4 protein-coding genes are annotated in these 24,207 nt (G+C 45.7%); all 4 read left to right on the top strand.

Annotated elements, in window-relative coordinates; genetic code table 11:
• Nucleotides 1-837 precede the first annotated feature (837 nt).
• The 4 genes from rtxA (PTE_RS03905) to rtxA (PTE_RS24315) all read left to right on the top strand — a co-directional run bounded on the left by rtxA (PTE_RS03905) (nucleotide 838) and on the right by rtxA (PTE_RS24315) (nucleotide 24,100).
• A complete protein-coding gene (gene rtxA, locus PTE_RS03905; RefSeq protein ID WP_036843298.1) occupies nucleotides 838-11,385 on the top strand; it encodes an MARTX multifunctional-autoprocessing repeats-in-toxin holotoxin RtxA in 10,548 nt (3,515 codons plus the stop codon).
• Between the two features lie 176 nt (nucleotides 11,386-11,561).
• On the top strand, nucleotides 11,562-12,512 hold the full coding sequence (locus tag PTE_RS03910) for an Rpn family recombination-promoting nuclease/putative transposase (protein ID WP_036843299.1): 951 nt from the start codon (nucleotides 11,562-11,564) through the stop codon (nucleotides 12,510-12,512).
• Between the two features lie 99 nt (nucleotides 12,513-12,611).
• A complete protein-coding gene (locus tag PTE_RS03915; protein ID WP_036843300.1) occupies nucleotides 12,612-12,845 on the top strand; it encodes an RpnC/YadD family protein in 234 nt (77 codons plus the stop codon).
• Between the two features lie 635 nt (nucleotides 12,846-13,480).
• Entirely contained in the window at nucleotides 13,481-24,100 is a 10,620-nt protein-coding gene (gene rtxA / locus PTE_RS24315; RefSeq protein WP_036843301.1) for an MARTX multifunctional-autoprocessing repeats-in-toxin holotoxin RtxA, read from the top strand.
• Nucleotides 24,101-24,207: the final 107 nt, after the last annotated feature.

Below are 24,207 nucleotides of genomic sequence, written 5' to 3' on the forward strand. Positions count from 1 at the left end.
TTCTGTTCTATCATTTTTCTCTCTTTCCAAGACAGAGTTCGGATCAGGCTTGAAGCAACAACTGACGACTTCGTTAAGCCTATGAAAATATCTAATTATTCAATGAACAAGCCCCAGTCACATAGTTATCTATGCTCCTGGGGATGCGTTCACTTGCCGCCGCGCTGCAACTTGAAATCTATTGGGTGTATAACAATGTAAATAGTTTGTCCTTATTAATTTGATTTATGAAAAATTATTTAATAATTTAAATAAAAACAATAAATTATGTGTTCTTTGCGTTATGGTTTAATGTTGTTTTTATTGTCTTATTTGCGTTCTTAGCATCAATGTGGGGATATGGGGCAATATATGGGGGGTAAATAGACTTTCTTGTGTGTAAATATTGATTTTGAGTTTTTGCTCTATATTATTTTATTCTGCTTATTCATTTGATCGTATTTATAGATATATAAGCTCATTATGTCTTTGAGCTTAATGTTTTTTTATATAATGTATGGTCTTTGTGAATAAATTTCTTCTTGGGAGAGAATTATGTTTAAAAAATTCGAATAAATCATCGATGATGTCAGTTATAACAACAGCGTCTTTTCTCTTTATTCCATTGATTAAAAAAGAATAGTTTGAGAAATGGAGTAATAGCTGAAAACAGCAATCAATCTCAAGTAGAACAAATTATATTAAAAAAGATCTGATTGATTGTTGTCATTGTTTTTTGCCGTGGAAAGGTCAAAGGGTTTGTATCGTCCACGGGAAATTAGCTTCTCAAAACAACTGTTATCTCTGCCAGATGCAGTGGTTTTTTTATTTAACCTCAACTAAATTAAAGGATTGTTTATGGGGAAATCATCAAATCGCAGTACAGAATATTTCTTTACTGGGAAATATTACGATGATGATGATAGTAATAATATTGTTGCTATTGGAGTGGCGGGAACTGTTTATGCTAAAGGAGGAGATGATCATATTACCCTAGGCTCACTTGGGGCAACAATCTATGCCGATTCTGGCAACAAGATAGTCGATGGTGGCACCGGATATTTAAAAATCGTGGATATTGAAGGTAATCTGGCGGTACAGGGTGCCGCAGGTTACGCAGGTATTGATAAAAGTGGTGATGGTAGTATTTCATTTACGGGTGCGGCAGGTGGCGTTTTTATGGATCACCGGGGTGGTCACGGTGACCTGAATTTCTCCGGTGTTGCGGCTTATAACGGCCTGACCCGTAAAGGGCAATCCGGTAATGTGATTTTTAACGGTGTCGGCGGTTATAACGAATTATGGCACGAAACTAACCAGGGTAATTTAAGCTTTGCCGGAGCCGGTGCCGGCAATAAAATTGACCGCACCTGGTATGATCACTATGAGAAAAGTCACGGTGATGTGGAGTTTGATGGTGGAGGGGCGGCAAATAGCATCAGTTCGCGGGTTGAAAGCGGTGATATTAATTTCAGTGGTGCAGGTGCTGATAACCACATTATACGTAAAGGTCGGGAGGGCAATATTATCTTGCATGGTGCAGGGGCATCAAACCGCATTGAACGCCTGCGCCAAAATAGAGATAAATATGAACAGACCCACGGTAATATCGAATTTGCCGGTGTGGGTGGTTATAACCAAATTTATTCTGATATCGCCCATGGTAATATCAATTTCACCGGTGCCGGTGCTTACAATGAAATATCGAGAATAGGCGAATATAACGGTTCCCGTGATGATGCTCTGGAATATGCTAAAGCCGAAGAGATCGTATTAACTTCGGCGATAATGGGAGGAAGTCAGATTCAGCAATCCCAGTCAGTCATCGGTATTAAATCAACGACTGAATCTGATACTTATCTCTTTGCGTTTGCCGACGAAATATCCACTAAGGTTAGCAAAGTTCAGCTCCGAAACGATCCTGAAACGGGTAAACTCAGTTATTACGTGACCTCCTGGTATAAACAGGGCAATCACCTTGAAAATCTTGCTGTGGAAGATATTTCTTCAAGTAATGGATTTATCGATATAGGCACCAATGATGGCTACCGCCTCTTCAATTTAATCTTTGAACATCATCAACCCGTTATTATTCGGCATACCGTTGAGGAAGATTTGCAGGAAAATTATTGGGTAACTTATGCGGGTGGAACTACCGCCAAAGCAGAAGATGTCACACTGATTGATGCCAAAATGCATGGGCGGGCAATCCATTCTGATGGTTCGATATTGGATGTTTCAGCGGTGAAATCGAACTGTCAACCGAACACTTATGTTTATGCCAAATATGTTGAGTCATACACCAAAGTGGTGAAGGTTGAGTTGAAAAATGATCCTCACACCGGTGCACTGCAATATTTTGCCAGTGCGTGGTACAAAACCGGCGATCATACCGATGATCTGGCTAATGAAGATTTTTCACTCTCAAGCGGTTATAGCCCGATGGAGCCTGGGGGATATTCACTCACTAAGTTGCAATATAAAGTTAATGCGGTGCGCCGTGTCTCTGAGCATTTAGAACATACAGAAGAATATCGTCACCAGGAATTGGTGAAATCACCCACAGACATCGGTGACAGCACCGGTGACATTAATTTCAGCGGTGTGGGTGGCGGGAACGTTATTAAATCCAGTGTGATACATGGCAATGTTTATTTTGCGGGCGAGGGTGGCGCTAACGTCATTGTGAAAAGTGGTGAAGAGGGCAATCTGACATTTCGGGGCGCGGGCTTGGCAAACGTCCTTGTTCATCAAAGCCGGCATGGAGAAATGGACGTTGATGCCGGTGGTGCAGCAAATGTGCTGGTTCGGATCGGTGACGGGCGGTATCTGGCTCATCTTCTGGCGATTGGCAATATCTCGATCCATCAAGGTAATGGTGACAGCCGGGTTATTATGCTGGGAGGTTACAACACCCATACCCAAATAGGTGATGGAAGCGCGAATTGGTTAGGGGCCGGCGGTTTTAACGTCATGACCCAGAAAGGTAAAGGGAAAGTCTCCTCGGTATTGGTGGGGGGCGCCAATGTATTGACCAAGCTCGCGGCGGGTTATCTGGTTTCCGGTATGCTCGGCGGTGCCAACATTATCACCCATATCTCTGGTGATAATGAAATATCAGATACCACAGCCATTGCGTTGGGCGGCACCAATATTCTGGCCAAAAAAGGCAGAGGTGATGCTGTTGCGGTGATGGGCGGTGGTGCGAACGTTCTTACCCACATTGGTAACGGTAGTACGACGGGTGTGATGTTGGGTGGTGCCAATATTCTGACCAAGGTAGGAGATGGTGATACTACCGGCATTATGTTCGGTATTGGTAATGTGTTTACCCATATTGGTGACTATCAGACACTGGGTGTGATGGGGGCTGCGGGCAATATCTTCACTAAAATTGGGGGAGGAACCGCGATTGCAGCCATGATGGGTGCAGGCAATATTTTTACTCATGTTGGCAAAGGTGATGCTTGGGCGCTGATGGGTGGGTTGGGTAATGTCTTTACCAAAGTGGGGGATGGCAATGCGCTGGCATTGATGATAGCCGCTGGTAATGTGTTTACCCATATTGGTGATGGAATGAGCGTTGCCCTGATGTTGGCAAGAGCTAATATCGCAACCAAAGTGGGTAATGGCACGACTCTGGCAGCGATGATTGGTGATGTCAATGTTATGACGCATATAGGTGATGGCTCAACCTTTGCGGCGCTGATCGGGCAAGGCAACATCCTGACGAAAGTTGGTCATGGGCTGACCATCGGCTTGATGGTTGGTGAAGCGAATATCTACACACATGATGGGGAAGGAGCAAGTATTGGTTTGTTTGCTGGTGAGTTGAATGTGATGACCAGGGTGGGTGATGGCACAACATTGGCCGCAATGTTTGGTAAAGCGAACATTATGACCCATTACGGTGATGGTTTAACCGGCGTGCTGGCATTGGGTGAGGCCAATATTGTTACCAAAGTGGGTGATGATTTTATGGGGGTTGTGGCCGCGGCTAAGGCTAATGTTGTCACTCACGAGGGCGACTCGACAACGGCTGGCATACTGCTTGGCAAGGGCAATATTCTGACGAAAGTGGGTGATGGCACGACGGTTGGTTTATTGATCTCCGATGTGGGGAATATCATGACCCATGTAGGTAATGGCAAAACGGTTGGTTTCGCCAAAGGCAACGCGAATATTATCACTAAAATGGGTAGGGGGACGGGGGTTAACGCTGTTTGGGGTGAAGCCAATATCCTGACTCAAGTAGGAGATGGCGAGCGTTACAACTTTGCTAAAGGTAAAGTGAATATCATTACTAAAATCGGTGATAAACGGGAAGTCACGGTGGTTCAGGGGAATAGTCATATTATCACCCATGTTGGTAACGGTGATGATTACACGGGAGCCTGGGGCAACGCGAATGTCATTACCAAGGTCGGCAATGGGTGTAATGTGGTGCTTGCCAAAGGTGATGGCACCGTGGTGACCCAGGTGGGTGAGGGTGATAGCTTTAATGCTTTATGGAGTAAAGGCAATATCGTCACCAAAGTGGGTGATGGCATGCAGGTGACGGCGGCAAAAGGCAAAGCCAATATTACAACCATCGTAGGTAATGGTTTAAGTGTGACGGTGACGCATGGCGATCTTAACGTGAATACCAAAGTCGGTGAGGGGGTTTCGGTTAACGCAGTGTGGGGCGAATATAACGTTAATACCAAAGTTGGCAATGGTCTTAATGCTGCGGTCATGAAAGGTAAAGGCAATGCCAATATCCATATTGGTGATGGTCTGGGTATCAATGCCTCTTATGCCCGCAATAACGTGGCGATTAAGGTGGGTAATGGCGATTTCTACAGCTTTGCTGTCGCGGAAAGCAATACGTCAAGCCACAATCTCTCTTTGCTGTTTAAAAGTATTAAACAGACCGTGTTAAATGTAGAGGCAAGTCATGCGATCAACTATCTGGTCCACGGTAATGAGGCCAGCACGTCTGGGACGAATAAAGGCAGGGGCGCGATTAACTTAGTGGAAGTTTCTGCCATTGATGGCTTCCAGATGGATGAAATTGATGAAGTTCGTTCAGATCTGAGCAGAGAATTGAGAGGCACGATAACTCAGGTTGAGACGCCTGATACCGAGGTTATCCAGAATGCCTTGCATGTCGGAGATCATGTCGATTTAGCTCAGAATGGAGTATCACCCCAAGTTGATGCGGTTACCCACCATGCGAAACAAGATAAAGCTGCGCAAAATGCGTTAAGCGATAAAGAAAAAGTTGAAGTTGATCGTCAGAGACTTGAACAAGAAAGAGACAAGCAGCATAAAGCGATTTTGGAATCGCAGTCCCAACTGGAATCAATCGATCAAAACGCGCTGAATACTAATGGGCAAGTACAACGTGACGCAGTCAATGAAGAGTCACGGGCTGTCACAAAGGAACTGTTTGCCGTGACTCAAGGCCTGAACTTGCTTAATGGCTATGCGGATTATGACGGCAAATCAGGTGATGAGTGGCGTAATCGGTTTGCTGTTGGCTATTTGAACAGTACTCAGAGTAAATTAAATGAAGCCAGGTTCATTGCCCAGAAAAAATTAGGTGATGCACAGCGGCATTTGACTGATAACCGACAAGAAGTCAAAAAAGCCATCGGGCAATCAAAGGCTGGTTTGGTAAAAAGCCACCAGAATATTGAGAACGCAGATGACAATATTGTCAAAGCGCGGGTAAACGCGAAATTCAGACAGAAAGAAGCAGGGTTACAGCTTCAGCGGGCAAAAGCAGCCGAGGGTGACGCCTATGCCGCGTATGAAAAAGCCAAAAAACGGGGTGAAAGTGATAGTACAGCGGCAGTAGATAAGGCTATTCAGGCGCGGGTTGATGCGAAAGGCGTAAAGCAGGCTGATAACGCCAAACCAGAGCGTATCGGGGCGACGGGCAGTGGCTTATCTGGGGAAGCTTATAGATTAACCGGTATGGTAGAGCCGAAGCGCCGTATCAATCCGGCGTTAAACACGGAAGCCGGTGGTAGGATCAACGAAGGACTGACAGAAGAGGATCTGGCCGCATTGAATAATGCACAACAAGCGATCAATCGGCTACAAATCAACACGGGTAAACGCTCAACAAATACCGGTGCTTCGATCATTTCAATGTTTACTGAAACATCATCCGATAGCATTGTGGCACCAACCTCAAATGGGTCAAGGGAACTCATCAGAAAAGCACCGGTGATTGCGGGAATCAATCTGCAAGGGTTGGGGCAAACTTCTGTGGAAGCTAAGAGTCAATCCCGGTCTTATGTGCTGAAAGTGTTTGAGCCTTTCTTATTGAGTGAGGGAAACAAAGGGTTTATTGATTCTACCAAGAGAAATTTTGGTCAAATACGTGTCGATAATCCGAGTAAGGCGCTGGTGGCAGTGCGTGAGGCTTTCAATAAAACGGCTGAACAGCTTGATGAACCACATGTGTTGCAGCTGGAAGCTGCTCTGGCTCACTGGCAACAGCATGATCCCAAAGAATTCACCCAACGCAGTCAGCTGGTGAAAAGCCTGCGTTTTGAGATGGGGGAGCTGGTTGCTCATCTTCAGGCCAAGAGAGCCGAATCCGCGGGGATCCTTGGGATGACTCTGGCACCTGAGCAGGTTGCACAGTTTGAACAGCAAGTCTCATTTGATGGGATCGGGCGCGTGGTGGGTTTGAAAGGGAATATCGCGCAAAGCGAAATTGACCGTCTCACTGATTTGCAAATCAAGCCATTGACTCAGATTAACTCTGTTGCAGCGCGGGAAGCGCCAAAGACTGAAGGTGAAAGTATCATTATTTTCGTCAGCCGATTGGAACAGGCGGCTATCCCAGAAGGCATGCCTCTGGTTGAACGAGCCAGAAATCTTTGGCTTACCGGACAAGTGACACAACAGGAAGCCATCAAATTCTTTGAGGATGCGGCCACCCAGTTGCAGGCACATCCCGAATTGCACTCTCTGGCTCAACAGTTATTGGCCGATGCTCACAAGGAAAAGGCGACCGGACAATATATTGACAACCTGTTTGGTCGCCATTTTGATTCTGAACTGGCTTATGAATGGGTGAAAACGGCACCGTTGGAGGCCAGAGACACGGCTGAACAGACAGGCCAGTTTTTGGTGCAGGAGTTTGAACAGTGGATAAGTGGCTATTATCCGGATGAGGTTGTGCGTGACCAGCACATTGCAGCTAAAATGCGACTTTTTGCCAGGGCTATCAATCAGGATTTCCGCCCCTGGTTTAGCCGGGTACCTGAATTAACCACATTTCTGGACGAGCCGACTTTTATCAACTTCAAGACGATGATGACGAAGGTCGATGACGGTTATGCTGTGATTAAAGTGCCGTTTCTGGCGGTAAAAATGGCTATCACCCCCGGAATGGGGATGGATCGTGCGGTCTGGAAGATTGAAGGGGATCGTTTCTATGAGGATGTTATCACCAAAGCTCGTTCGACCCGTTCCCAACTGACTACCGGGGCTGATGTCACGTACAAAGTTGAAATAACGGAAAAACAGACCAACGATTATGGTACGGCGCTGCCCTACCAGCCTGCGAATGACAAGCATGATGATTTCCTGTACGGCAGAAAGGTCGCAGCCGGGCGTATTCTGGTCCCCGGAGGGGAAACTGAGTTTGAGCGTAATGCGTTAGCCCAAGGGCACTCTGTCGTGACCGGTGCGTCTGGTTCGACCAATATCATGGTTCACCTCAATAATTATATTGCCAGTAAGCAGCCTGACTTCCCGACAGGGCAGAGTTATCTCAATACCCTGGCATTTCTGGTATTTGATGGTGGTCATTCCATCAACGAAAGTCTGGCTGTTTACAAGGCGTTACAGGCAACAGGTGATGAACGTGAGCGGGTATTGAACCGCTACACTGCCAATTATCGGGATCTGTTCGATATTGCCGGAGAGGAAGGTAAGGCATGGGTAAGTCCGGCATTGGATAACGCTTTTAAAGAAACTCAGGAATTTTATGAAAAGCATGTTCTGGCGAAACCGCAAAACCATCCTGCGGCGACAGAGTTAGATCCGCTATCCGGCAACAATAAGGGGTCAGAGCCTGCGATTACCGACGATACCCGTTATCAGGATAAACCCCTTGATACCTGGCAAACGGAGAAGGTGACGCGACAAACTGATGGCCGTGAAACTCGCTTTGATGGTCAGATTATTATTCAGATGGAGGATGATCCGGTAGCCGCTAAAGCCGCGGCTAATCTGGCCGGTAAACACCCGGATTCCAGCGTGGTGGTTCAACTTGATTCCACTGGCAAATATCGTGTTGTTTATGGTGACCTGTCTAAATTATCTGAAAAATTACAATTACGCTGGCAGATTGTCGGTCATGGACGTGATACCTCGGATAAAAATAACATTCATCTGAGTGGCTACAGTGCCGATGAACTGGCGACGAAACTGAATCAGTTTCATCAAAACGCTAAACTGGGCGAAAAAGTAATCAGAAAGCCTGAGCATATCAGCATTGTGGCTTGTTCTTTGATCAGTGATGACAAGCAGGATGGTTTTGCCCGTCGCTTTATTACAGCGTTGGACAAGCAAGGTATTCACAGTGATGTTTCAGCTCGCCGTAGCGAAGTGGCGGTTGATGCAACGGGCCGTAAATTCACCCGTGACCAAAATAACCAATGGGTTAACAACCTGCCTGATAACAAAATCGTATTCAGATGGAATGAACAAGGTGAACTGGTGACCAGCACGGAAAGGGTGATTCGAGGGGTTGCCGAAAGTGATATCAACCTCTCCAGGGTCGGTCATACCGGGGCTGACACGGTGACTAAAGGGGCGATTGCGGATAATTCTGATATTTTCGTTAAGCCAGAGAAGCGTAAAAATATTAACACAAACGATCAATCGAATAATCAGCTCAGTTACTCCGGCAACATTCAGGTGAATGTCGGTGAGGGAGAATTTACCGCGCTCAACTGGGGGACGTCGAATGTGGGCATCAAAGTGGGGACCGGTGGCTTTAAGTCGCTGGCTTTCGGTGACAATAATGTGATGGTTCACGTTGGTGATGGTGACAGCAAACAGAGTTTTGATATCGGCGGTTACCAAGCGCTTGAAGGGGCGCAGATGTTTATCGGTAATCGTAATGTGAGCTTCAACCAAGGCCGCAGTAATGACCTGATTGTGATGGTGGATAAATCGATTCCGACGCCACCACTGGTTAACCCGTTTGATGGTCCTGCGCGCATTGCTGGTGTACTGCAAGGTATTACCCGCTCCGGTGAAGAGCAGGATTGGTTAGCGGCGCAAGATCAGCAGTGGACAATCGCCGGTGCGAGGAAATATGTTCAGGATATGTCTGGTTTAGACCAAACCAGCAGCGTGGAATACAACACGCTGGTTGAGCTGGATTCGCAACATGAGCGTAGCAGCCGGGGCTTGCAGTATGATGCCGAATTAACACTGAACAAGACGTTTAATCAGTGGCTAGGTGAAAATAGCAATAGCTCTGATATGGGCAAAATGAGCCGTGTGGATAAATTCCGTCAGGCCAATCAGAAGCTGGCTTTTAACTTTGCCGTAGGTGGTCAGGGGGCGGATATCCAGGTGACAACCGGTAACTGGAACTTTATGTTCGGTGACCATATTCAGTCGATTCTGGATACTAACCTGGGTTCGTTGTTTGGCCTGATGACCCAGCAATACTCGGCAACCGGTATGGCGAAAACCACCTTTACTTATAATCCACAGGATTTGCCGCGTCAGCTTAAGAATAAGCTGGTTGGCCGGTTGGCGAGTATCAGAGCAGAGACCACCTTAGGGGATATCTTTGGGGTGAATTACACCGCGAAGGGTCAAGTTGTTTCCCGCACCGGCGAGCCTGTTGATGGTGAGTCTATTTTGCAAGAGATGCTGGAGGTGATTGGGGAATTTAGCGGTGATCAACTGCAAACTTTCACTCATCCAGAGAGGTTGCTTGATAGTTTGGAAGCGGGCATCGATATGGGAGAAGAGGGCGTCAGGTCATTTGCGGAAAGTCATGGTCTGAAAGAAAAAGCGCCTGATGAAAATCAGGAACAAGGATCTTCGGTGAGCATCAACGGAGCGAATGTTCAGAACAATGACAAACCAGAACGGGCATTTGGCTTTAATTCGCTGAATTTACCTAATTTGTTTGCAACGATGTTCAGCGAAGATAAGCAAACAGAAATGAAATTATTAATCACTGATTTGAAAAAAAATCTGACGACTGATTTGCTTAATATGGAGCAGAAAACGTTTGATTTCTTGCGTAACGGCGGTCATCTGCAAGGTGATGGCGATATTCATGTATCGTTGGGGAATTATAATTTTAACTGGGGTGGTGACGGTAAAGATCTCGGTGCTTATCTGGGCGATAACAACAATTTCTGGGGAGGACGTGGTGATGATGTTTATTACTCGCAGGGAACTTCCAATATCTTTGCTGGTGGTGAAGGCGATGATCTGGGCGTCCTGATGGGGCGTGAAAACTGGATGTTTGGCGGTAATGGTGATGATACCGCAGTGGTGGCCGGACGTATTAACCATGTTTTTATGGGGGAAGGGAATGACCAGACGTTTGTCTTTGGTGAGGGCGGCTTTATTGATGCCGGCAACGGACAGGATTACGTTGTTACCTCCGGCAATTATAACCGGGTGGATGCCGGGGAAGGGCAGGATTACGTGGTGACCATCGGCAATAACAACCGGGTTGACCTGGGTGAAGGCAATGACTTTGCCAGGGTGTTTGGTAATGACAACCGGGTCGACGGTTATTTCGGCAATGATACGGTTAAACTGATGGGTTACCATGCGGTAATCAACGGTGGAGAAGGTGATGATCACCTGATAGCGGCGGCTATTTCGAAGTTCAGTCAGTTTGATGGCGGTGAAGGTCAGGATCTGCTGGTATTAGGCGGTTATCAGAACAGCTTCCAGGGTGGCACGGGTGCAGACAGCTTTGTGGTTAGCACAGCGGTGATTGATAACCGGGTTAGCGATATTAGCGCAGAAGATATGATCCTGTTTAACGGTGTTGATTGGCAAAACCTGTGGTTCCAGCGCAGCGGATACGATTTGGTGTTGTCGGTAAATCGTCCTGCTCAGGATAAAACCGCGCAGGGTATATTTGAATCGGTGGGGTCAGTCACTTTTCATGATTACTTTAATGGTCATCGCGCCAAATTAGTGGCTCAAATGGGTAATAAAGATGCATCAGGAGAGCGTGAATTTACGGCATTATCAGATAATGCGGTTGATTCCTTGATCCAGGCTATGAGCAGTTTTTCCCCGACAGCGGGGGATAATGGTTTCATTGAGAATCTGGATAGTAAGGCGAAGATCGCTATTGCAATGGCGTGGACAGATACCACCATCGGCAAGGGGAAGTTTGCCTGATTAACGCTTTATAATAAAAGTAAAAGATAAGAAAAAAGTTGTAATAAGAATAAAAGTGGCTCACAGAATAGGTGGGCCATTGTTTGAAGTGGCAGTTGTTATTTCTGCTGCTCAATCCGCTTGGTTTCTTGCTTAATATTCCTTCAATATAAAAGAAAGTATGCTACCATTCACCGATGAAGAGAAAAAATACACCAACGCCACATGACGCTGTTTTTAAACAGTTTTTAGGTCATATTGATACTGCCAGGGACTTTTTGGAGATCCATTTGCCTGCAACATTACGGGCAGTTTGTGATCTGGATACACTGCGGTTGGAATCAGGGTCGTTTATTGAAGATAATCTGCGTGCGCATTATTCTGATATCCTGTATTCGTTAAAAACAGCGCAGGGTGACGGATACGTATATTGCGTGATTGAGCATCAGAGTTCCCCGGACAAGATGATGGCATTCCGGCTGATGCGATACGGTATTTCCGCAATGCAACGGCATCTGGAGCAGGGACATGAAAAATTGCCGCTAGTTATTCCGGTGTTGTTCTATCACGGGAAAATAAAGCCGTATCCGTGGAGTACCAATTGGCTCGATTGCTTTGATGATCCGGCCCTGGCGAAGGAAATCTATTCCGGCGCATTCCCGCTGGTAGATGTGACGGTAATTTCGGATGATGAAATCCTGACGCACAAACGGGTTGCGCTACTGGAAATGGTGCAAAAGCATATCCGGCAGCGTGATATGGCGGAGTTACTGCAAGAGCTGGTTATGCTGCTGACGTATGATTACTATACGGATGAACAGCTAAAAAGCATGTTAAACTACTTATTACAGGCGGGAGATACCGCCGATCCAGAGGGTTTTATCCGGCGACTGGCAGAACAGTCCCCGAGGTATGAGGAGGTACTGATGACAATAGCGCAGAAACTGGAGCAGAAAGGGCGTCAGGAAGGGCGTCAGGAAGGGCGTCAGGAAGGGCGTCAGGAAGGGCGTCAGGAAGGACGTCAGGAAGGGTGCCAAGAGGCAACTCTAAAAATCGCGCATGCATTGCTGAACAGCGGAATCGATCGTGAAACGATAATGAAAACCACCGGGTTGAGCCAGAACGAACTTGAGCAAATGCGTCACTAACTTGTGCTGAGAGCTCTTAATCAGCATTCAATTATTAGTGTTAAAAGAGGATCTTACGGGGACTGTCAAAACAGTCCCCCGAAGTATGAGGAGGTACTGATGACAATAGCGCAGAAACTGGAGCAAAAAGGGTATCAGAAAGGGTTTCTTGAAGGGTACCAGAAAGGATTTATTGAAGGATGGCAGAAAGGATTCCAAGAAGGATTGCAGAAAGCCGAAGAACGAAGGGTACTGAAAATCGCGAGTGCGATGATAGATATTGGCATCGACCGTGAAACGATAATGAAAGCCACCGGATTGAACCAGAGTGAGCTTGAACAAATGTCCCATTAATGCTGATACCTTATCGGCGTATAAGAAAACTGGCTCACAGAATGTGGGCTATTTTATTTGAAAATAACATTGTTATTATCAAGTGTGGTTAATTTCAATAGTTTATTATTTTATTATTTTATTATTTTATTATTTTATTATTTTATCTCTTTATTTTAAAGGGATAAGTTAAGTCTTTATATATTTTCACATTGATAATATTAATGACTTAACTAATTAATTTTTTATTTAAATAAGTTTTGAATAAAAAACAAGCTGCAATTGATTTAATTTACGCTTTATTAACTTATTCCCATTAATGATGATAATGTTGGGTATTAGGCAATGTGTAGGGGGATAAGAAGACTTTTTTTATGTGAATATTGCTTTTAAATTTATGCTCTATATTATTTCGCTCGATTTATTCACCTAATTAATCAAAGAATGACTTAAAAGAACTTATAGACACATAAACTCAGAATTCCGCTGAGTTTGATTTTTTGTTTATTGTATTTTGCTTTCATTAATAAACTTCTATTAGGTAAGAGCATGCCTGAAATATTTATATAAATTATCTTAGATATCAATAACAACCAAGATGTTTTCTCTTTATGTATTTTGCTGATCTGAAAAAGAAATAAGCTAAAGGATTGCCTATGGGTAAATCATTAAATAGTAGTACACAGTATTTTTTCACCGGAAACTATTCCGCTGATGATAATAATAATGATATTAATGCTATTGGATTTGGTGGTTATATTTATGCTCGTGGTGGGAATGATCATATTACTCTCGGTTCGATTGCGGCGAAGGTATATACCGGTACCGGACATGACACCGTGGTTGGTGGGGCTGCATATTTAGAAATAGAAGATTCCAATGGCGATCTGTCAGTAACCGGTGGCGCGGGTTACGCAAATATTGATAAGAGTGGGGATGGTGATATTGCATTTTCGGGTGCTGCCGGAGCTGTTTCCATGGAACATTCAGGTGACCATGGTAATCTGGATTTTGCAGGTATTGCTGCTTATAACAGTTTGGAGCGTAAAGGTTTAACCGGTGATATAGACTTTAATGGTGCAGGTGGTTACAACAAATTATGGCACGAAACAGACAGAGGTAATTTGGATTTTGCCGGAGCGGGTGCGGGTAATAACATCGACCGTACTTGGTTTAAATCCTATCAAGGGTCTCAAGGTGATGTGATATTTCATGGTGCAGGCGCAGCAAATCGCATCAGCTCGCGGATAGAACGTGGTGATATCATTTTTAATGGTGCCGGTGTTGATAATCACATTGTACGTAAGGGTAAAGAGGGAAATATTATTTTACGTGGCGCAGGCGCATCAAACCGAATTGAACGTCTGTATCAAAGTGAAGACAAATACCAGCAAACTCATGGTGATATTACTTTTGAAGGGATTGGTGGTGACAATAAAATCTATTCTAATGTTGCTCATGGCAATATCAATTTTTCCGGTACCGGTGCTTATAATGAAATCACCAGATCAGATATAACCGCAAATAGAATTTATCATAATGAGGGAATCGGTGGGGCATTAGAATATGCCTTGGCTGAGGAGATCGTATTGACAACGGCGATGATGGGCGGTGATTTTCTCCGGGAGCTTCAGCCAGTGACGGGGGTTAAATCAACCACAGAGCCAAATACTTATCTGTTTGCATTTACCGATAATCGGTACACGCATGTCAGCAAAATTCAACTGCAAAATGATCCTGTCACCGGTAAGCTCAATTATTACGCCAGTTCCTGGTATAAAATAGGTAATCATCTTGAAAATCTCGCATCGCAAAATATTTATTCACTCAATGGATTTGTCGATATTAATGTTAACGGTGCTTACCGTCTTTTCAATTTAACGGTTGAACATCAGAAGCCAATGACTGTTCAGGGCGTCGAAGAAAATGTACTGGAAAATGAGTGGGTAACTTATATTGTCGGCACATCGGTCAATGTGGAGGATATCACGCTCTCTGATGCCAAAATGGGTGGACACGCCATCTTTTCCGACAGCCAGAAAGTGGATGTTTCCGCGGTTAAATGGAACCGTCAACCTAATACTTATGTGTATGCCACATATATAGAATCATACACCAAAGTCGTGCTGGTTGAATTAGCGGATGATCCTGAAACAGGTTCACTGCAATATCTTGCCAAAGCGTGGTACAAAGCGGGTGATCATACCGGTGATTTGGCTAATGAAGATTTTTCTCCTGCAAATGGATACAGCCCTATAAAAGCAGGTGGGTGTACCTTAAGCGAGCTGCAATATCAGTTTGATACGGTATACCGCATTTCTGAGCAATTAGAACGTACTGAAGAATTTGAACAACCGGATATCAATGAGAGTTCGGGCGACATTAATTTCATCGGTGTCGGGGGTGGAAACATGATTGAATCCAGTGTCACTCGCGGCAATGTTAATTTTGAGGGCGGAGGTGCGGCTAACGTCATTATAAAAAGTGGCGAACAGGGCGATTTGACGTTTTATGGTGCGGGTTTAGCCAACGTTATTGTTCACCAAAGCCAGAGTGGCACAATGGATGTTAACGTAGGAGGCGCTGCTAACGTACTGGTGCGGATCGGTGATGGCCTGTACCTGGCGCATCTTTTGGCGGTTGGCAATATTTCGATCCACAAAGGCAATGGCGACAGCCAGGTGGTGATGCAAGGTGGTTACAATACGCACACGCAAATAGGTCATGGTCACGCTAACTGGTTAGCGACGGGGGGTTTTAACGTCATGACTCAAAAAGGCATCGGGAATATCTCTTCGGTGCTGTCAGGAGGGGCCAATGTGCTGACCAGATTGGGTGCCGGTGATCTGGTTTCGGGTATGTTCGGTGGCGCTAACATTATCACGCATATCAGTGATGATGGTGATAGGTCAGACACCACAGCGATTGCACTGGGTGGCGCGAATGTGCTTACTAAGAAAGGTCAGGGTAATGTATTGGCGCTGATGGGCGGTGGCGCAAACGTATTGACTCATATTGGTGACGGTAACACGACGGGCGTCATGCTGGGAGGCGCCAATATTCTGACGAAAGTCGGCAACGGTGATGTGCTTGGCATCATGTTTGGTTTAAGCAACGTGCTTACCCAAGTTGGTGACGGTCAGATACTGGGCGTAATGGCAGCGGCCGGCAATATTTTTACTAAAGTCGGCAATGGAACGGCGATTGCGGCCATGATTGGAGCAGGCAATCTCTTCACCCATGTTGGCAACGGTGACGCCTGGGCGTTGATGGGCGGTTTGGGTAATATTTTCACCAAAGTGGGGGATGGCAATGCGCTGGCGCTGATGGCAGCGGTCGGCAATGTGTTTACCCATATTGGCGACGGTGCCAGCGTTGCCCTGATGCTGGCAAAAGGCAATATTGCCACCAAAGTGGGTAACGGCATGGTTTTGTCAGCGATGATGGGTAAAGCTAATATCTTTACCCATGTGGGGGATGGCGATACTTTTGCTGTCATAATCGGCGGTGCCAATGTGCTGACAAAAGTCGGTGATGATCTGACAACCACTGTGATGTTGGGTAAGGCCAATATCTATTCGCATGTGGGTAAAGGCACCAGTATTGGCTTGTTTGCCGGTGAACTGAATGTCATGACCAAAGTTGGCGATGGTGCAACGCTGGCGGCAATGTTTGGTCAAGCCAATATCATGACTCATGCAGGTAAAGGTTTAACCGGTGTTTTGGCCCAAGGTGAAGCGAATATCGTGACCAAAGTGGGTGATGATTTTATGGGCGTAGTGGCGGCTGGCAAAGCTAACGTGATGACTCATGTAGGTAATTCGGCAACTGCGGCTGTACTTTGTGGCCGGGGCAATATTCTGACCAAAGTAGGTGAAGGGACAATGGTCGGCTTGCTCAGTTCCGATGCAGGTAATGTGATGACCCATATTGGTAATGGAACTACCGTCGGTTTTGCCAAAGGCAAGGCCAATTTCATCACCAAAATAGGTGATGGAACCAGTGTTAACGCTGCTTGGGGTGAAGCCAATATCCTGACTCATGTCGGTGATGGCGACCGTGACAACTTCGCTAAAGGTCAAGAAAATATCATTACTAAAGTTGGTAATGGGCAAGAAGTCACTGTGGTTCAGGGCGATGCCAATGTTATCACCCATGTCGGTGATGGAGATGACTATACCGGAGCCTGGGGCGAAGCGAATGTTATCACTAAGGTCGGCGCTGGACGTAATGTAGTGCTTGCCAAAGGTGATGTTAATATTGCGACCCACATTGGTCAGGGTGACAGTTTTAACGTTTTGTGGAGTGATAAAAATATCGTCACCAAAGTGGGTGATGGCCGGCAGGTGATAGTGGCTAAAGGCCGAACTAACATTACGACCACTGTCGGGAATGGTTTAAATGTCGCGGTAACGCAGGGTGACCTTAACGTCAATACCAGAGTTGGAGATGGTGTTTCGGTTAACATGGCGTGGGGTAACCACAATATCAATACCAAAGTTGGCAATGGTCTCAATGTCGCGGTCATGAAAGGAGAAAACAACGCCAATATTCAGATCGGTGATGGTTTGGCGTTCCATGCCGCTTATGCACGTAATAATGTGGCGATTAAAATTGGTAATGGTGATTTCTACAGCCTTTCCGTAAACAACCTTGCAGACAACAAATTCTCTCTCCTGTTTGGCAATATCAAACAGACTGCCTTAGGTGTGGGTGGCAGTCAGGCGATTAACTATTTGGTTCACGGTAGTGAATCAAACACATCCGGCACTCGTAGAGGCCGGGGGGCGATTAATTTAGCGGAAGTTTCTGCCATTAATGGCTTCAAAATGGAGCAAGTTGAGCCGATAAGTTCGGACTTAAACCATCATCTTAGTGCTTCAGTGACAGATATCGACACGCCAGACACTGACCAGATTGAAAGCATTTTGAATCGAAAAATCAAATCCATATCGAACAAAAATAAAAATCTGATTATCAACGGTGATTTTGAACAAGAGCACTTAGGATGGCAGTCAACCAATGGTATTGAAGCCTATAACCCCGCGGGCAATTATGGTCTTGATAATGACTGGCATGGTGAGCGAGTCAGTGAACTTGATGTTGTAGGTAACACGACCCTCTATCAAGATCTGCAAGACTTGTACCAGGGCGAAATTATTATCTTGAGTTTCGACTTTGCAGGACGTTTGGACATGTCTGCTGGTGATGGCATGGAGGTCTTCTGGAACGGTGAACGTGTATTTTCGACGTTGGGTGATCAAACAGAATGGCAAACCCAGACGCTGAGATTAATGGCAAAAGAGGGCGATAACCGGGTTGAATTTAAAGGGACAGGCGATGATGACGGGCTGGGCTACGTTCTGGATAACGTGGTTGCAGAAGCTGAGATGTCATTGATTGTCAACGGTGACTTTGAGCAGGGGGATTATGGCTGGCAGTCAACTCATGGTATTGAGGCATATAGCCCCGCAAGTGCTTATGGTCTTGATAATTCAGATCATGGGGAACGGGTCAGCGAACTTGATACTCATGCCAACACCACGATTTATCAGGATCTGCAAAATTTGTATGAAGGGGAGGTTATTTCCCTGAGTTTTGATTTTGCCAATCGTCCCAATGCTTATCTCACGAACAATGGCATGAAGGTTTTTTGGAATAATGAAGAGGTATTCTCAACGGCTGGAGATATCACTAAATGGCAACATGAAGCGCTGGAATTGATCGCCCAAAAAGGCAGAAACCGCATTGAGTTTAGAGGTACCGGCTTAAATGATGGGGTGGGTTATGTTTTGGATAATATTGTTGCTAAATCTGAAAGTTCACTACAAGCCAATGCCATTACCGAATATGTGAAACAGGATAAAGCGGCGCAAAATGCATTAAATGATAAAGAGAAAGCGGAAAGTGCTCGTCAACTGTTGGAACAAGAAAAAGATAAACAGCGGGCAGTAACGGCAAAATTACAATCCCAACTGGCGCTAACCGATCAAAACGCGCTGGGGGCGAATGGTCAGGCACCGCGTGACGCAGTGAAAGAAGAAGCTCAAGCGGTGACGGATGAGCTGATTTCCATGGTTGACGGTTTGGATGCGCTTGATAGTTACGCCAACTACGATGGTACATCAGGTGACATGTGGCGCAATCGTTTCGCTGGTGGTTTGTTAAACAGCGTTAAAAATAAATTAAATCAAGCAAGTTCTGTTTCTCAACAACAATTAGATAATACACAGCAAGTTATTATCACTAACCAACACGAAGTCAAAAAAGCGGTTGCAATATCAGAAGCTGGCGCAGTGAAAAGTGAACAGCATTGTGTCGGCTCAATGCAAGATACCGTAAATGCACAAATAAAAGCGGAATGGAAAAAGGCAGAGGCGCTTTCACAACAATGGCAGGCCGGAAAAGCGAAAGATGACGCTAATACCACCTATCAGAGTGCTGAACGTCGTGGCAAGCGTGACATTACAGCAGCGGAAAATAAAGCGTCTCAGGCAAAAGAGGATGCGAAAGGAGCGCAGCAGAGTGGTCATGCTAAACCCGAACGTGTGGGAGCATATGGCAGTGGTTTGTCTGGAGAGGGGTATAAGCTAAAGGATAATGTAGAAATCGGCAGCCGGATCAACCCTGAAACTGTTGTATCCGCAGATGGACGGTTTAGTCAGGGATTGGGCAAAGAAAATCTGCAAGCGCTGGGTAATACTGAACACGTGGGTAACCGTCTACAGTTCAATAACGGGATTCAATATTTGGTGAATACGCCAGATACCGTGTTGACGGATCATTCTGCTGCTCAACATTATAATGCTGCCAAAGGGGACATACTGCAAAAAATTGATAACAAAATCTTTGATGTCAGAGCACGTGGAAAAGAGCTGAGGGATCATTCATTTTATTTTAGCCAGAGTAGCAACTTGCTGGAAAAACTCGGGAAAATCATTCCCGAAATTGGCAGTGTACGCCTGACCAAGGGAGACACGGCTGAGTCTAAAAAACTCATGCAAGGATTATGTTTTGCCCTGTCTGCCCGTTACTTGATTGAAGAGCGGGTACATGGTTTAGGGGGTGGCAAAGCTTATATGATGTGGCTGAAAGATGCCATTAAAGCGTACAACGATACATCAATTAATAAGAGAACAGATATTGGCTCCATTGAATCCGCTTTGTTGAACCAATATCGTCGCCAAAATATTGGCCCGGCGATTGAAGATATATTATCAATACAGCACAGCCAGTCGATGGATAGCTCCACGGTTGCTGCACATAGAGCAGCCAATGCCGCGTATGGTGGCAAGTTAAAAGCCAATGGGCTGACCGGGCCGAACATCAATAATGCGTTGAATTATGAGGCTGAAGGTTATGAATTTGTCATGGATAAACTGCGTAATGTGAGTAAATCGACTTACATGACATTTATGTCTGAAGATCACGCAATGTCAGTGGTGGTACACAAAAACGGAGTTCAAACAGTTTGGTCATTCTATGATCCTAACTATGGGGCAAAATCGTTTGCCAACTTTGATGACTTCCGCCGTTTTATGGATTCTTTCCATAAAGGATACCTCACGAAATATAAATTTCAGGCGAGTGAACAGAAGGATCAAAGTTTCTATGTTCAATTCAATAAATTTGAAGAAAGCCGCATTGCGAAATACGACGGTTTCTGGAAAAGGGCGCGTGATGGTGAACAGGATTACGTACTGCGCGCATTAAAAGAGCAAGGCCGGAATTTTACCCTGGGTTCAGGTGCGACCGGGCGAGTGGTTGATTACGGTGAAGATCATATAACGTTAGAAGTGACGACTAAACAGGGTCGGAAAGTCTTGGTTGAAGTTGAAGGCAACAACATTAAGCAAGCTGTCAACTTTGTGCAGTTGAATGTCGGTAAAGTCTTTACTTATCCGACGGTAAATAGACTGACACTTAAAACGCCGATCCCTGCGCTGGAAAGCTTGTCATCAAATGATGTTATCGAAAATAAAAATGTTGAGTCTTGGGAACGCATCACGGTTACACCTCAAACCGATGGTCGTGAAACGCGTTTTGATGGTCAGATTATTATTCAGACAGAAAATGATCCGGTCGTTGCTAAAGCTGCGGCCAATCTGGCAGGTAAGCATCCGGATTCCAGCGTTGTTGTTCAGCTTGATTCTGACGGTCAGTACCGGGTTGTCTATGGTGATCCGGCTAAATTATCGGGCAAATTACGCTGGCAGATTGCCGGTCATGGTCGTGATGAATCAGAACAGAATAACAGTCGTTTGAGTGGTTACAGTGCCGATGAGCTGGCGGTAAAACTCAAACAGTTCAGTCAATATTTTGGTCAGATGGATAAACCCAGCCACATCAGTATCGTAGGTTGTTCGTTGATAAGTGATGACAAGCGGGACGGTTTTACCCGCCGTTTTATTAACGCGTTGGACAAGCAAGGGATTCGCAGTGATGTCTCGGCTCGCCGTAGCGAAGTCGCGGTTGATGCAACAGGCCGTAAATTTACCCGTGACGAAAATAACCAATGGGTTAACAACCTGTCTGATAACAAAATCATATTCCGGTGGGGTGATCAGGGTGAACTGACGACCAGTACAGAGCGGGTCGTGCGTGGTATTGAGGAGAGTGACATCAACCTCTCCCTTGTGGGGATAGCCAACGCAGATGAGTCAGCCAAAGGGACGATTGCAAAGAATGCGAATATTTTCACCGCGCCGGAGAAGCGCAGGATCAGGATGAATAGTCATTCCGGTGATAAATCAAACCGCCATCAATGGCGTTATTCCGGCAATATTCAGATCAATGTGGGAGAGGGGGAATTTACCGCGATTAATTGGGGAACATCGAACGTTGGCATCAAAGTGGGTGCCGGTGGCGTTAAATCACTGACTTTTGGTGACAACAACCTGATAGTTCATATCGGTAATGGTGAGAGTAAACACAGCTTTAATATTGACGGCTATCAGGCGCTTGAAGGGGCGCAGATATTTATCGGTAATCATAACGTGAGCTTCAACATGGGCCGCAGTAACGACCTGATTGTGATGATGGATAAATCCATTCCAACGCCGCCACTGATCAATCCGTTTGATGGCGCTGCGCATATTGCGGACGTACTGCAAGGCATTGCCCGTTCTGATGAAGGGCAGATGTGGTTAGTTGCGCAAAATGAACAATGGACATTGGCTGGTGCGAAAAAGTTTATTCAGGATATGTCCGGTTTGGATCAAACCAGCAGCGTGGATTATCACACCCTGATTGGTCTGGATTCCCAAAATGAACGTAGCAGCCGTGCGCTGAAAAACGATATCGAATTAACACTGAATAAAAAATACAACGCGTGGTTGAGCAACAATGGGAATCGTGCTGACACCAGTAACATGAGTCGTGCGGATCAATTCCGTCAGGCTAATGAAACGCTGGCATTCAACTTTGCGGTTGGTGGTCAGGGCGCGGATATTCAGGTGACAATGGGTAACTGGAACGTGATATTTGGCGACAACATCCAATCGATTTTGGATACCAACCTGGGATCGCTGTTTGGTCTGATGACCCAGGAGATTACGGCAACCGGTCTAGTAAAGACGACCTTCACCTATAATCCGCACGACTTGCCGCGTCAGCTTAAGAACAGAGTGCTTGGTCGATTGTCGGGGGTTGGGGCAGACACCACCTTTGCAGATATCTTTGGCGTCGATTACACCGCAGAGGGGCGTATAGTCTCCCGCACAGGCGAACCGGTTGATGGTGTCGCTATTTTGCAAGAGATGATTGAAATCATTGGAGAATTCAGTGGTGAACCACTGAAAGTTTTTGCTGATCCTGATAAATGGTTTGCAGATTTGCAATCTGGCATTGATATGGGGGCGGATGGGGTGAAGTCATTTGCGGAGAGTCATGGCTTAAAACAGCAAGAAATTAAGGAAGAAAGTCCGGTACTGCCAGATAATATTGAAAAAGTGCAAATCAACCGGCCAACGACTGACACTAGCAACCCGGAGCGGACATTGGGTTTTAACGCGTTGAACCTGCCTAACCTGTTTGCGACGATATTCAGTCAAGATAAACAAACAGAAATGAAATCGTTAGTCACCAATCTGAAAGAGAACCTGACGGCAGACTTGCTTAATATGGAAGAGAAAACGTTCGATTTTCTGCGTAACAGCGGCCATTTGCAAGGAGACGGTGATATTCATATGTCGCTGGGCAACAGCAACTTCAACTGGGGTGGTGATGGTAAAGATCTGGGTGCTTATCTGGGCGATAACAACAACTTTTGGGGTGGCCGCGGTGATGACGTGTTCTATTCTATGGGGATATCCAACATCTATGCCGGGGGAGAAGGTAACGATCTGGGCATCCTGATGGGACGTGAAAACATGATGTTTGGTGGTGCGGGTGATGATACCGCGGTGATGGCCGGACGTATTAACCATGTGTTCATGGGGGAAGGTAATGATCAGGCATTTATCTTTGGTGAAGAAGGTTTTATTGATGCCGGTAGCGGGCAGGATTACGTCATCACTTCCGGTAACGACAATCGGGTGGATACCGGGGAAGATCGGGATTATGCGGTGACCATCGGTAATAACAATCAAGTTGACCTGAATGAAGGTGATGATTTTGCCAGAGTGTTTGGTAATGACAACCGAATTGATGGCGGCATCGGTAACGATGTCATTAAGCTGATGGGCTACCATGCGGTGATCGATGGAGGAGAAGGTGATGATCACCTGATAGCGGCGGCAATATCGAAGTTCAGTCAGTTTGACGGTGGTGAGGGGCAGGATCTACTGGTGCTGGGTGGTTATCAGAACAGCTTCCAGGGTGGAGCAGATGTAGACAGCTTTGTGGTCAGCACAGAGGTGATTGATAATCACGTTAGCGATATCAACGCTGAAGATATGATTGTCTTGAACGGCATTAACTGGCAAAACCTGTGGTTCCAGCGCAGCGGATATGATCTGGTGTTATCAGTGAACCGTCATACTCAGGACAACAGTGCTCAGGGCATATTTGAATCAGTAGGTTCAGTCACCTTTAACGATTACTTTAATGGTCATCGTGCCAAACTGGTGACGCAGATGGGTAATAAGGATCTGTCGGGAGAGCGTGAATTTCTCACACTTTCAAACAATGCGGTTGATTCTTTGATCCAAGCCATGAGCGGTTTTGCCCCGACAGCGGGGGATAATGGTTTTATTGAGAATCTGGATAGTAAGGCGAAAGTCGCTATTACGACGGCGTGGGCAGATACCATGATTGGCAGGAAGAGATTTGCCTGATTAATTCTTTATAAGCTGATTAACCTGAGGTTTGCTTAAGAAGGGAACTCAGTGCCTGAGGCACGATCAAAGTTTTTGTCAAAGAAAACAAAATCGTGGAGATCCTC

Source organism: Photorhabdus khanii NC19 (assembly GCF_000517265.1).
Classification (GTDB): domain Bacteria; phylum Pseudomonadota; class Gammaproteobacteria; order Enterobacterales; family Enterobacteriaceae; genus Photorhabdus; species Photorhabdus khanii.